This is a genomic window from Candidatus Pelagibacter communis, from assembly GCF_001179925.1.
Classification (GTDB): Bacteria; Pseudomonadota; Alphaproteobacteria; order Pelagibacterales; family Pelagibacteraceae; genus Pelagibacter; species Pelagibacter ubique_E.
The window spans coordinates 19509-32535 of sequence record NZ_CVSF01000027.1; the positions used below are offsets into that span (position 1 = coordinate 19509).

General features: G+C 32.2%; 12 protein-coding genes. All 12 read right to left on the minus strand.

Going from position 1 to position 13027, the window contains the following annotated elements; translation table 11 throughout:
- Window positions 1-19: 19 nt before the first annotated feature.
- Entirely contained in the window at window positions 20-3649 is a 3630-nt protein-coding gene (locus AMN70_RS01925; RefSeq protein WP_075501330.1) for a hypothetical protein, read from the minus strand.
- The gene (locus AMN70_RS01930) at window positions 3649-5289 is read right to left on the minus strand and encodes a hypothetical protein (RefSeq protein WP_075501331.1); all 1641 of its coding nucleotides are present in this window, start codon (window positions 5287-5289) and stop codon (window positions 3649-3651) included. Before AMN70_RS01930 ends, AMN70_RS01925 begins: the two co-directional genes overlap by 1 nt.
- Complete coding sequence (locus tag AMN70_RS01935; RefSeq protein ID WP_075501332.1) at window positions 5289-5861, minus strand: virion core protein, T7 gp14 family; 573 nt, start codon at window positions 5859-5861, stop codon at window positions 5289-5291. The genes AMN70_RS01930 and AMN70_RS01935 overlap by 1 nt, the downstream gene beginning before the upstream one ends.
- Window positions 5861-6331: a hypothetical protein gene (locus AMN70_RS01940; protein WP_075501333.1), complete on the minus strand. Its 471-nt coding sequence runs from the start codon at window positions 6329-6331 to the stop codon at window positions 5861-5863. Before AMN70_RS01940 ends, AMN70_RS01935 begins: the two co-directional genes overlap by 1 nt.
- Window positions 6306-8681 (minus strand): phage nozzle protein, encoded by a 2376-nt coding sequence (locus AMN70_RS01945; RefSeq protein WP_075501334.1) that lies wholly within the window; start codon window positions 8679-8681, stop codon window positions 6306-6308. The genes AMN70_RS01940 and AMN70_RS01945 overlap by 26 nt, the downstream gene beginning before the upstream one ends.
- A gap of 116 nt (window positions 8682-8797) precedes the next feature.
- Window positions 8798-9415: a hypothetical protein gene (locus AMN70_RS01950; RefSeq protein WP_082255055.1), complete on the minus strand. Its 618-nt coding sequence runs from the start codon at window positions 9413-9415 to the stop codon at window positions 8798-8800.
- A 48-nt stretch (window positions 9416-9463) separates the two neighbouring features.
- Complete coding sequence (locus tag AMN70_RS01955; protein WP_075501335.1) at window positions 9464-10414, minus strand: phage capsid protein; 951 nt, start codon at window positions 10412-10414, stop codon at window positions 9464-9466.
- 147 nt (window positions 10415-10561) lie between these two features.
- Window positions 10562-10795 (minus strand): DUF6321 domain-containing protein, encoded by a 234-nt coding sequence (locus tag AMN70_RS01960; RefSeq protein ID WP_218836799.1) that lies wholly within the window; start codon window positions 10793-10795, stop codon window positions 10562-10564.
- Window positions 10795-11160, minus strand: a complete 366-nt coding sequence (locus tag AMN70_RS01965) for a hypothetical protein (RefSeq protein ID WP_075501336.1) — start codon at window positions 11158-11160, stop codon at window positions 10795-10797. The genes AMN70_RS01960 and AMN70_RS01965 overlap by 1 nt, the downstream gene beginning before the upstream one ends.
- Complete coding sequence (locus AMN70_RS05640) at window positions 11160-11303, minus strand: hypothetical protein (protein ID WP_179850367.1); 144 nt, start codon at window positions 11301-11303, stop codon at window positions 11160-11162. Before AMN70_RS05640 ends, AMN70_RS01965 begins: the two co-directional genes overlap by 1 nt.
- Before the next feature lie 152 nt (window positions 11304-11455).
- A complete protein-coding gene (locus AMN70_RS01970; protein ID WP_075501337.1) occupies window positions 11456-12211 on the minus strand; it encodes a capsid assembly protein in 756 nt (251 codons plus the stop codon).
- 13 nt (window positions 12212-12224) lie between these two features.
- A partial coding sequence (locus tag AMN70_RS01975) for a portal protein (protein ID WP_218836800.1) occupies window positions 12225-13027 on the minus strand: 803 nt, incomplete at its 5' end.

Below are 13027 nucleotides of genomic sequence, written 5' to 3' on the forward strand. Positions count from 1 at the left end.
AAAGTGTCCTCTTATGATATTACTTGGTCTGGTCTATGAAATCATAAACACCAGTCTTCATACCTGTCGGAAATTTATTTGTAGCCTTACCTATTTTCTTAATAATATCTTTATTAATATAAGCCTGGCCAAGTGTTATTTTTGGATTAATTTTTGAAACATACTTTTGAGAAAACTGAATTTTATTAAATTCTAAATCTCTATAGAATTTTACTCTATCGTAGACAATTGCTTTCTTACCACCAAACTTATTATTCTCATCTAATACAATTTGGTCTGGAGCATCTTTAAATCTGTTGCTTTTGATAGTTCTCTCTAAATCTTTCCTTAATCCAGATTTACCTATTAATTCATTATATTCTTCAAAAGCTGTCTTACCTGTCTTTGGATTAACAAATTGTGTTAAATCAACACCTTTGATAACTGGTTGTAATGCAGGAATATTTATCTCATGTTTGATAAAAGCTTTTAATACTTCATCATCTTTTTGTTTCTTAACAGTAAAAGGATTAAATAAATTATTAAATAATCTACCTGGAGCATTTGTACTATCAACAATACTTTCACCTAATACATTGTAAGTTTTAGGTAAACCTGTACCACCAAGTCTTTTTTGTATTGCTTGCATAAATCCTTCAGTTTCTCTTAAGAATGGGTCGTTTAATACTTTACCTAATATATTAGGAACATAAGAACCTACTTTATTCTCTAACCACCATAGACCTTTTTTATCTACAGCATTACCATCAAATGAAGTCACAAAATCAACTAAACCTTTAAGATAAGTTTTAGACGCAATATTTTTAAATCCAGCTTTGTATGTAGCAATAGCCATATTAGATATTTTATTACCCATATCTAAATCTTCTTCTGCACCAGTTTGTTGATTTACTAAAAATGATAATAAATTGTTTTCAACTTTCTCTCTGTCTTTATCATTTAAGTCACTATAGATATTTCCATAGTCTGCAACTAAACCAACTAACATACCTATTGGGTCTAATCTTCCATACTCAATATAAGTATCTCCTACTTTTATAGAATAAGGTTGAAAGCCAACTGATTGTTGTTGTCTTCTAATTTCTTTATCTGGATGATAACCACCAGTAATAATTCCTGTTAAATTTAATAATGAGATTGTACCAAGTATTGTAGTTCCTACAGCTACTCTTCCTCGTACTTCTGCAATTCTAACAGCGTCTCTTGAAGTACCTGTGAAATGTTTCCAGTTCTTACCTGTAATACCTAAAGGTGTCATTTCAATTGCTTGTATTGCAAGGTTAGCAGGTGTTTTAACAAAAGGTAAAATTTGTTTTATAATAGGAACTTCATTTGTAATTCTTTGAATATAACCAAGTACACCATCTAATTCTTTTGTGAATGTCACTTCTTTTGCAAATCTTGAAGCTTCTTTATCTAATGCAATAACACCACTTTCATCAAAACCTGCTCTAAATCTTTTTGCAACCATTTCATCGAACTCTGAAATTTTAGTTCCATCTTTTAATTGCATTACAATTTTATCTTGTGAAGCTCCTTTTTCGATAGCTTCTCTCGTAGATATTGAACTTAATCTTGCTCTGTAGGCTATTTGTTTAAAAAATTCATCCATAGCTGTAAGACCTCTTAAAGGTATTCTTATAGCTTTAGCAACATTACTTGTACCTAATGCTTTAGTGTTTGTGTCAAACTTTGTACTACCAGCAAATAAAATACTATCTTCATCATTAAATGCTTTTTTAGTGAATACTAGAGCATCTGATAAATAACTTCTGTATCCAGCAACAGTATGAGCAATATCTTGTCCATGCTCTTTCATTTGTGCTTTAGTAAAATCATCCATACCCCAGGTTAATTTACTTCCTAGATATGATTGTGCTGGTCTTAAGAATAAATTGTTTGCTGTTGATACGACATTTATTATTTGTGTTTTAGGATTTGATAATGCAAATGACATCCATACTTCGTTTGCTCTATTCCAAAATCTATTTCTAAATACAAAATCAACAATTCTAGTAAGCATATTTTTGTCTCTTACTTGAGCAACACCTTGATAGAAGGCTTTAAAATCACCATTCCAACTATCCATACTTCTTACTAAATTAAGAATTTGGTCATTACCTAAATCAACATTTCTGTCTTTTAATATTCCTCTTAAATTAAGACCTCTACCAAGATTAGATGCTACCTTGTCATCAAATCTCATAAGTCTCATTAATAAAGCTGTAGTTATTTTAGCTTCATTTTCTGTATATTCTTTTGTTCCTTTAGCTAAACCAACAGACATTTTGTAAAGAGCATCTGCAAGGTTTTGCTGAATAGCTTGAGAAGCATACATAAACTTTAGACCTTCTTCCATTTTATTACCAAGTTGGCCTAACATTTTTGTAGTTTGTATTATGTCATAACCTTGTTTAGTTGCTTGTCTTTCAATTATTTCTGTAGACATAACATCAAACTTTTTCTCTGCATTAATAACTTTCCTCATAGCGTTCAAAGCTATAATTCCAAAGTTAGTATCTGCGTATGCTCTTGGAGATAAACCTAAATCTAAACTTTCATCTATAGTTCTCCAATTAGTCTTACCACCTTTTTGTACTCTCTCCATATAACCAGAGAAATTATCTACAATTCTTTTACTTAATTCATCATCTGTAGCTGTTTTCTTAATATCTTGAACTACACCAGCAATTTTTTCTGAAGTGCTTGCTTCATCAACAATGCTAGTTATTAATTTTTGTGTGCTCTTCTTACCACTGGCTGTAAAGTTTTCTTCAGCTTGTTGAGTTAATTCTTTTTCAAGTTTTGCTAATTTAGCGTTATCTACATTTTTACCAGCTAAAGATTTTCTTTTTAATTTAATCCAAGTAGAAAAACCTTGTAATTGTTTTTTAAGAAATGGAGCTGTACCTCTAATTGTACCTTCCATAACTCCACCAAGTAAAGCACCTTCAATAGCGTTCTTTAATCTTGCTTCATAAAAACTTTCGTCTTTACCTTCAGAAGATAAATATTCAAATAATGGATTTTGTAATGATGGAAACTGTGTATTAACCATATCCATAAATCTTCCAGTTTCTTCATCAAAAGCTACAAAGTCTGCTACTGCTCCTCTTGTAGTTGCTTTAGCAAAGTTTACAGCTTTACTTCCACCACTTACTATTTGTAATCCTTTAGCAGGTTTAGTTAAATACCAACCAGATAAGAACTGTGAAATACTTCTTGTGACTGCACCTGTAGCTGTATCGGCATCATCTATGTCTGGAATAAGTTCTTCAAAAGCACTATCGCCAATTTTAGTTGGGTCTCCAGATACAGGTAATTTAATATTATTATTAATTACATCATCATAAGTATGGTATTGAACAAAACCATTTTCTGCATTGTCACCGAATGTAAAACCACCAACATTGAATTTTCTCTTCATGTCTTGGCCTACACCTTCAATTAATCTTAATGCAGATTTACCAGCATCGGCTACACCACCAACAGCTTGAACAGGAACATCTGTAAGTATTCCTCTTTCATCTTCTACTTCCTTATTTTCTTCTGTAGGAAGTTCATTACCTTCTAGTTTTTTAAAGTAATCGTCTATCTGTTCTTTAGTATAATCGTCTGGAAATGGTACTCCATTTACTATTTGTGCCATTATTTAGGTCTCCTGTCTTCTATAAATATGTTAAATTTCTTGGATATTTCTTTACCAAAGCTGTCATAGACAGACTGAATAAATTGACTGTCTGCTAATATATCACCCATTAATAACTTAACCTGTGCATTAAAATCTTTTTGATACAGGTAAGGTTTGTTTTCATATTTTGGGTCATTTGCATTTTCTCTATGCCAAGCAACCATGTCTTCTTCAAATTTTCCTCGAAGCATTGGAAGCTCCATAGCAAAGCCTGGAATACTAGCTATATCTTTATTCTTTAATATTTCTGTGTACCTTTGATAAGGTGTACTTAAAATAAAGAACTCATTTCTAGTTGATATTTGTTTTCTATTTGTAGAATTAAAATAAAATTTAAAATCAGCATTAGTTAATTTTCCATCCCTAGCTAACTCTAAAGCTTTTTGTTTTACTAAATAAGGATTACTGTCTTCTAACATCATTAAATCTTCTAGTGCACCCCTGTCACTTGATGTGACTACTACAGATTTATTTAATGCTTCATTAAGACCTCTTAAATAAAATTGGTCTTTATTAGAATACTTAAATTTTAATTCACCATTATTATCTTCTACTTTTTGATTTAAGAAAGTGCTTAAGTCAAAATCTTCTTGATTAAATGCGTTAAAAAATTCTACACCTAAATTTTGTTTTTTAATATCTTCTTTAATATTAAATGATTTTTTACTTCCTTCTAAAAATTCTAATTCTTTTGCATTAAGTGTGGCTATTAATTCTGCTCTAATAGTTTCATTTCTTCTACCACCTTTTTCACCAGCAAATAAACCTGTTCCTAATTTAATATTTCCAAAACCTTCTAATACTTGTCTGGCATAATCAAATCCTTCCTGGTCATTAATTACTTCTAAATATTTATTAAAGCCTGCAAGAAATAAATCATTTGCTCTTTCGCCACTGGTACCTAAATCCATAAATGATTTTGTTTCAGATTGTATTTTTGCAAATAAATCTTCCATACTTAAATCATCACCTTGTGCTTCTATAAATATTCCAGAATAATTTCTTATTGCATTATTTTGTGTATTCTTTTTAATGAAAGCCATTCTTTCAGCCATGTGCTGTTGTTCTCTTTCATTTCTAAATGCAGATGTTTCATTAAAGAAAGCTTTAGCTTGTGCTATCTGGTCGTAATTACTAATGTTTTCTCTTTCAAAAAATTCTTTTAGTTTTGTTTCATAAACTTCATTCCAGGCATCTGGTGTTAAGCTTTCTGCTATTCTGTTTTCTGAAGCAAATAAATCAAATTCATTTTTAAATTTTCTAGCTTTGTTAGTTAAATCTAACTCCATCATCTTATTAAAGTAATGTGGATTAGCTCCTTCTGGTATTTTTCCAGATTTTACTAAATTCTTAAAAGCATCTTTATTAGAGTTATAATCTGCTATTGCTCTATTCTTCTCTTTTTCTGAAGATTTAATTTCTTCTGTTATTGAATAATTAGAAAGTGAAGGAACCAAGCTTTGTAATGATTTAGATAATTGTACTAATCCTTCGCTTACATTTGCTTTCTCTGGCTTATAAAACATATTGTAATCAACAGTTTCAATAGTCATTTCTGGCAATTGATTAAACTCTGGATTTGGGTCTCTTTTAGCCATTAGTCCTCCCACCCATCATAATAAAGACTTTCTGAAGTTCCATAATCGTATGGGTCTACATCTGTTTGGTATCTATTTTGTTTTGCTTTGTAATCGTAATAAGTAGAAGCAAATGATAATCCAGAGGAAATAGCATTATAACCTCTTGTGACTGGTGATACCATTGTAGCTTGTCTTTGATAATTTAAGTCAAGAGCAGGCATTGTGTTGTAAAGATAAGCAAATTTACTTCTTTCTACATTTCCTAAAACTCTATTTCTAAAAGTACCTTCAGTGTCATAATAATTTGCTAATAAAAAGTCATAAGATTTTCCATTAAAGTTTTCTCTATTAACTTTAAATATTGACCTTTTCTTTCTTGCTAATTTTTCTGCTTCACCAATTTTTTCTAATCTACTTTTTGTTTTTGTAATTAATTGAGTTGTTTTAACTGTTCTTTTATTTTCTAAACTTTTAAAAGCAATCTCATTTTGTCTTTTTTGTTGGTCTTGTATGGCCTTCTGTTGTGCAGTTGCAACTTGATATTGCAATACAGCAGATGCACCAGCGACTATTAAAGTTGGATTACACATTATATTTTAACAAATTCATAAAATTTTCTATTTTCTATTCCATAATTAATTTCGTTAATGATGGTAAAGCCCATCCACTTTAACCAATTAACATGAAGTTTATTTCTTTTATCTACATAATTATGTAGAATTTGATGTTTACCTTTAAGAACATCACAAACATCTTTTGAGTTTCTTAAAAATGATAAACTAATTTTTTTTAAATCATCGGTACCTACCATCCAAATAAATCCTATTAGACCATTAGGTACGACACCAAGCATAGCAACTGGTTTACAATCGCCATTACAAATTACTAAAGGAACTGTACTCATCTTTAATCCAGATAGTAATGATAATAAAGGTGGTAAACCTGTGACTGCTTTTATTTCTTGTTTATCTTCTTCTCTTAAATTTTCAGATAAATAAATACAATCATTTTCACTTGCTAATCTTAAATGAGGTTTATGAGTTGGATGCTTGAGAAACATAATATCCTTCCCACTCTGCATTTACAAAGTTGCATGGAAGATGACTATTGTTTTTTAATTGAATAGTTAAATTCTCATTTCTACTTTGTACTGCGAAAGTAAAATCTCCATCCTCAAGGTTTACTGTACCAGCTAATCCTGTTCCAACAATTGTACCTGTAAATGTTGCACTCGAAGTAGACCTTCCAACTGGAGTGACTTCTGATTGAAAAAATCCTGTATCATTAAAAGATACAGTCCAGTTTCTTATTTGAAGTCTACCTTCTCTAATTCTAGTTCTTGACCCTTGTGTATTTTGACCAAGAGCAAGATATTGTTGTGAGAATGTATAAGCAAATTCATACTGCTCACCTATAAAATAATTAAATCCTGTTATATCCCCAGCTACAGTTAATGTTGTTCCTGTTTGTGAGGCAAGCGTTATATCTCTTCCTGCTTTATTTGAAGCTCCACTTTTGCCTACAAGTTTCATTGTAGCATCAATTGTGTATGGAAGAGTTATTGTAGTGACATTGGTTCCAGAATTATAGCTTTCAGTTATTTGTGAATTATCAAGCTTTCTGTCTAAATGAGTAAGATAACTTTCTCCTGTATCTGTAGACGCAGGAGCACAATCAACTGTTTCTATGTAAACACCATCTGACCTTTGGATTACCAGATATAAAGTAGTTCCAATAAAATCTACATTCAAAATAGTAGTGTTTGCATCGGCACCAATTTTCCATCTATGCCAAGCACTTTGTAATCTTCTGCTTTGTGCAAAGAACCATTGGTAAATATATAAATTATTTACTTCTCCAGACTTACCACTTAATGCAACTAAAATATTTTCATTAGATGCAATTGCAATTTTAAAAACTTCTGAAGGTACATACTTTGGAATATTAGCTGTTATATCTTCACCCTGGTTTGTTTCACCATCGGCCTCAACATACATTTCTCTAACTCCAGTAAATTGACCTTTGTTAAAAAGAAAGAATACATTATTACCAGAACCTTTGGGCTGAACACTATCTAGTGTTTCATATTCTGTAGTGACATTAACAGACACACTTGATGGAGATAAGCTTGCACCCCCAGTCAATATGAATTGTGTTTGGTCACTAAATAATAAAAGCTTCTCATCAAAAGCGACTGCGTGTTTTAATATTGATACTTTTGTATGAGCAACATTTATATCTATTGGGTCTGTATCTAAACTGTCTGTGACTGTTTCATTAAAAAATTCAAATACTTCACCAGACCTAGATAAAATTACATTTTCATCTGCAAGAAAACCTAATCTGTTTCTGTGAAAATAAATATCATTAATCTTACTACCAACAAAACTTGGATTAGGTGAACTGTCTAAATCACCTACAACTCTTGTACCCCAACTAGGAACATCATAAGAAGTTCCAGAAAGAGTGTAAGACGAACCATCAACTTGCGTAAATCTAAAATTGCCATCTGCTGTTCTAATTAAAACATGAGGCATTGTATCTGGGTCTAAAGTAGTTTCTAAACCTGGAGCTACTGTTTCTTCCCAAATATTTGTGCTTGTTTTAAAAATTACATAATAGTTATCAAAACTATTTGAAGCATCACCTTGTACTTCAACAACCATATTATTTATAGCTTGAGCTGGTAAATCAGAAAAGTTTTGAACTTTATCTTTTACAACTTGTGAAGCCTGGTTTCCATAACCATCGGATGCTGAAACATCAAGTGTGCCAGAAGATTTTACAATTGAAAAACTACTGTCACCAATGTTTGCTAAAGTAATATTAGATGGACTTCCTACTGCACTTTTTAATCCATCCCTAATGTCTTTTGTGTTTGAATTAGAAGATGTAAAAGTCGTTGTGGTTCCATCAATCGTCACTGAATATGGAGTGTTATTTATACCTTGTGTGACTGTATAAACTGCTTGTTCTATTTTAGCTGGACTTGTGACCGAGCTGTCCATAGCTACAGTTTTTTTAGTATTTAAAATATAAGTATAATCATTGACAGTTAATGCTTTGAACTCACTTCGAGGATTAGTCGAAGTTAAATAGTTTGTAGCATTAGTCTGGTTTACAACTGTTTTAGCAACTCCATCAACAGTATAAACAACAACACTGCCATTAGTAATAACCACAATGTATCGTTCAGAGGCATCCCTATTAATTGTATGAATAAATGCGTTTGATAATGTTGAACTAGAAATTTTTGCTATGTGTTTTGTAGGTGGTCTTTTTTTCAGACCTTCAACAACACCAGAAAAACCATTCTCTTGAGCTGTCGCTTGATTTTCTAATCTTAATATTTCTGGTTGTTGAGACACACCCCCAATCAAATTGGGTATACTTCTAGTTATTAAAGGCATTTTAATTACACTATGATTGCAACTACTAAAGCTATAGCAATTAAAGCGATTGCAACTTTATGGTCTGTCCAAAAGTGCATCATTTTTCTCTTAATCATTTCCATGTTGTGTCCTCCTTAATCAATTAATTTGTATGACCTTGACCTTGCAACAGTCGTCATTTGGTCGTGACTGTTAAAAATACTGTGGTCTGCAACAGAAGCTTCTGCTTGTTTTAATATTGATAAAGCAACCAATTCATCTTGTTGGCTAAATCTATGTAAAGCGTTAGCTCCTAATGTTCTGTCGTGGAATATTCTTGATGCTCTTATAGTTATATATCTACGAGCTTGTTCTGGAATATTTTCAAAATCTAATAAAGATACAATTGTGACATTCTCAAAGTTTTTATCAAATACAAATGTTTCTTTTGCTAGATTAAATAAAAAACTTCCTCTTATAACTGGGTCATAAGAACTTTTACTTTCTAATAATGGATTTAATTCTATTAACATTACATCATTAGCAACTGGAATTTTGTTATCTGTGTCTCTTGAAAGTGTTGCTTTGTATGATGTATTAAATTTCCAACCACTTGATTGTACTTCTCTATTTACTTCATCTAAAATATTTTTTGCCATTGAGGCATCTGTAGGTAAAGAACCTGTTAAAGAGTTTACTGGTGCTTCTCCTATAGTTGAGAGCATAGTATTTACTGCTTCAAGATGTGTAGTTCTTGTTGTTATTGTAGCCATGAATTTTGTGGGAGACCTGGCGTATTTCTACGCCAAGTCTTTTAGTCATTATTGTGTTTTGATTTCGCAAGCACTTTCTGGTCTTAAGATACCATGACCTAAAGCCATTTTTCCGACCATTAGACTGCCTTGTCTTCTTAAATCATATTCACTTTCCATACCTAAATCCATTAGCTTAACTGTTCCTAATGCACTTTTATGGAAAACAACTGCTTGAGTGTATTGTGCATCAACATTGTAAGTGTTGTTTGTTCCACTTACTGCTGACGAGTTATCTGCGAAAGCTGTCACTGCTGTGTTTGATTTAACAATATTAACACCAGCAACTTTAATCACAGTTCCATCTGCATACACACCATTGTTTTGAGCTCCAAAATCTCTATTCAAGATTTTATCGTTCTGCACAATGTTGTAGTATTGAGCTGGAGATACTACACAAAATCTATCTTCAGAAGGAACATCCTTCTCATCAAGAGTTTGTGCACAAAAGAAGATACTTTCGATTAATGACGCTACATTTGTACCTGCATCGGCATCAACATGAGAAAGACCTCCATTTCCACCTGTTATAGTTGATGAAGCTCTTGCACTTAAAACAGCTAATTGAAGTAGGTTTTTGTCTACTGTATTAGCTAATGCTCTACCCATTTCAGATGTATATGTACTTCTTACATCGTAGTGGTTTTTAGCTTCGTCTATGTTTGCAATAAACGCAGATGAAACCAAAAGGTCATCAATGTTTATTGTTTTTTCTGCGTGCTTTACAGATGTTCCAAGTATTTCATTTCCTGGAGTATGATAACTAGCAGAAGTTGTTCCGATTACAGGGAACTGTGCTGACTTACCAGAAGAGATACTTCTAACATTAGTCATTCCTAACATTTTGTTTTCTCTTTGGAAAGTAGCTAAAACTTCACCAGACCATACTTTTAAGAAAAGAGCATTGACATCATTAGCACCATTTACTTGTCCAAGTCTGGACACTACTGCATTTGACATAATTATTCTCCTTTAAATTATGATTTGTTGTTTTAGTTCCTTGCACATACTTCAAGAGTTATCTCTCTGGATATACTCGCAAGTAAATCCTTTGAGGCAATTTTATCTTTGTGAAGGCTCACTCCTCTTTAAGAAGAGTGTGTGAGTTTAGCAATTCCAAGCTCGAAGTGCTTTATTAATTCTACTGTTAGGATTTCTAGCTGTTTTAGCTGAAGTTAATTTTCTCTTCATCCCACGCATCCTAGCACAAAACGAGGCTCGTCTTTTGTTTCCTACTTTTTTACTAGGTCTTTTTAAATTAGCACCAGTCGTTCTTTTATAAAATTTACGACCAGCTTCATTCAATCCACCAGATGGATTTTGATATTTTTTAGCTACCATTATTTCTTACCACGAATTTTATTAACAGTAGATAAACCAAAGCTTCCAGAGTAGACAATAAGTACAGCCCACCAAAATTCTTGTGGAGCTGACTTCAGTATCTCAAAACCTTTTTCCATCCATGGCTGTGTAGTTGGCCAGAATATTGCTAGAAATATTAATGTAATTTTTATAGTTAATACTTCATCCTTAATACTAGATTTAGAACTTCGTATTTGTTCTATACTTACATTAGCTTCTGCTTCAATCTCCTTTGCCCTAATGACTTTTTTCTTCTCAATCGAATGGTTTATTGCTGAAACTGTTTTATCAGCGATAATCCGAGTGAGAGGATTTTTCATTAAAGGCAAAAGAAAATTTAACATTACTTTCTCTTTTTCTTTTTAGGAAATCCAGCTTTCATATTTTTATATGCTTTTGCTGAAATCGTAGATTTAGATTTAGGTCTTGATATACCTAATCTTTTTCTTCTATTGATATTTGCATAAAGCCCTGGTCTTTTAGCCATTACTTCATACCTCTAGCTTTTTTGATTTTTCTTTTTAAAGAAGCTGGCAAAGTTTTTTGTTTCTTTGTAAGCTTCGGTCTTCCTTTTTTTGAACCATAGGTTCCTTTACCCATCGGCATAGTTTTCCTCCTTCCCACCTAATTAGGTGTTATTTATATTGCGTTTGATAGTTTAACTTTTTGTTCTACATCTGCTCTGAAAGCACTATCTGTAGAATATCTTGGGTCATTTATGTCTGCTAGCATTTCGCCTACTGACCTGTAGCCAACATTTGCTTCTGCTTTATTTCCAGAAAATAAATTAGGTTCATTATTATTCTGGGAATATTTTGCTTGAACACCAGCAATAGCTAATTGTGCTTGTTCTAAAGAACCATTATCTATTGTGTTATTAAAAGCTTTTATTTCATCTGGAGCCAAGTTTTGTGAAGCCCAATTAACCATTTCTGTATACTGTTCTTTACCTCCAACAGTAGACATAATAGAATTTGCTTTTTGTTCAGCTAATGCTGTTTGACCATCAATGTAAGCATTAACAACTTCTCTACCTAATCCAAGTTTTTCTAATTCACCATAACTTGTTTCAGCTAGTTTACCTGTTTGTGCATACTCATCATAATACTTATCTAAAGAATTAGTTTGAGTTTCTGTTGTTGGCTCTTTTATTTTTGCATCTATCTTCTCATTAGACTTATCATCTGCTTTTTGAGATAGTTTAGTTTCTAATGCACCATAAGCTTTCGCTAATTCTTCTGCGTTAGAAAATTTATCTGGAAGCCATGAAGGTCTTTCTTCAGTAGAAGTCTCTTGAGTTTGAGCTTCTTGTGTTGCTGGAGCTTCTTGAGCTTTGGCCTGTTCCTCAATAGAAGGATTATTTTCTTCTTGAGAAATTACTACTTTATCAACCATTTTAATATTCTCCTTATTCTGATTGTTGTTGAGCTATTGTTTCTCCTAAAGATTTAGGAGGTATGTTCCCTGCAATTTTCTCACCTGCTCTCATAATAGCTGACTGCTGTTGCTCATCCATCATAGCTTGTTGTTGAGCTTGCTGTTCAGCCATTAAATCTTCTTCGGTTCTAATCAAACCTTTTGTTTCAATTCCATCTGCTGTCGCTAATCTTTTTATAGCTTCAGTGACATTGACATATTTTCCAATTGCTTCAGCTCCAAGCGTACCTGCGAGTGTCTGAAGAAATTGAATTAATTTATTTCTATCTGTAGTTCTTCCTAATGCTTCGATACCAGTTATAACTTTTGGAAATACAATTCCTTTAGGAAGTTGTGGTAATTTTTTAGTTTTATTTAATACTGATAATTTTCTTCTAACAAAAGGTAATTGAAATTCTTGAGATAAAATTCCATAGATACCACCCAAGCTATCTTGTAATTCTTGAGCTGTCATTCTTACTTCTTCTGCTGTAGTTCTTTCACTATCTCTGATTACAGAAGCATTTAATAAAAATGCGTATGATAATCTTTGCTCAATCTTCATCATTGTTTCTTGAGCTACCCTAAAATCTGGAAACTTACCTACTTGTAATACTGATACATCATTTGCTGAACCTTCAATAATTGCTCCATTTTCGCTTTCAGCTAATGCTTTTGCTCTAGTAGTTCCATTAGGAGCTACCATAAACAATGTTTTTGCAGAAGCAGAAGACCCTTCTACTATAGCTTTTGTAAGGCCTTCTAGTGATATTAGGTCTCCTAAATATTCTTCTA

Excerpts from the sequence above, each read along its gene's own strand:
- AMN70_RS01955 (WP_075501335.1), bottom strand. The coding sequence starts at position 10,414 with ATGTCAAATGCAGTAGTGTCCAGACTTGGACAAGTAAATGGTGCTAAT.
- AMN70_RS01960 (WP_218836799.1), bottom strand. The coding sequence starts at position 10,795 with ATGGTAGCTAAAAAATATCAAAATCCATCTGGTGGATTGAATGAAGCT.
- AMN70_RS01970 (WP_075501337.1), bottom strand. The coding sequence starts at position 12,211 with ATGGTTGATAAAGTAGTAATTTCTCAAGAAGAAAATAATCCTTCTATT.
- AMN70_RS01935 (WP_075501332.1), bottom strand. The coding sequence starts at position 5,861 with ATGTGTAATCCAACTTTAATAGTCGCTGGTGCATCTGCTGTATTGCAA.
- AMN70_RS01950 (WP_082255055.1), bottom strand. The coding sequence starts at position 9,415 with ATGGCTACAATAACAACAAGAACTACACATCTTGAAGCAGTAAATACT.
- AMN70_RS01925 (WP_075501330.1), bottom strand. The coding sequence starts at position 3,649 with ATGGCACAAATAGTAAATGGAGTACCATTTCCAGACGATTATACTAAA.
- AMN70_RS01930 (WP_075501331.1), bottom strand. The coding sequence starts at position 5,289 with ATGGCTAAAAGAGACCCAAATCCAGAGTTTAATCAATTGCCAGAAATG.
- AMN70_RS01940 (WP_075501333.1), bottom strand. The coding sequence starts at position 6,331 with ATGTTTCTCAAGCATCCAACTCATAAACCTCATTTAAGATTAGCAAGT.
- AMN70_RS01945 (WP_075501334.1), bottom strand. The coding sequence starts at position 8,681 with ATGCCTTTAATAACTAGAAGTATACCCAATTTGATTGGGGGTGTGTCT.
- AMN70_RS01965 (WP_075501336.1), bottom strand. The coding sequence starts at position 11,160 with ATGTTAAATTTTCTTTTGCCTTTAATGAAAAATCCTCTCACTCGGATT.
- AMN70_RS05640 (WP_179850367.1), bottom strand. The coding sequence starts at position 11,303 with ATGGCTAAAAGACCAGGGCTTTATGCAAATATCAATAGAAGAAAAAGA.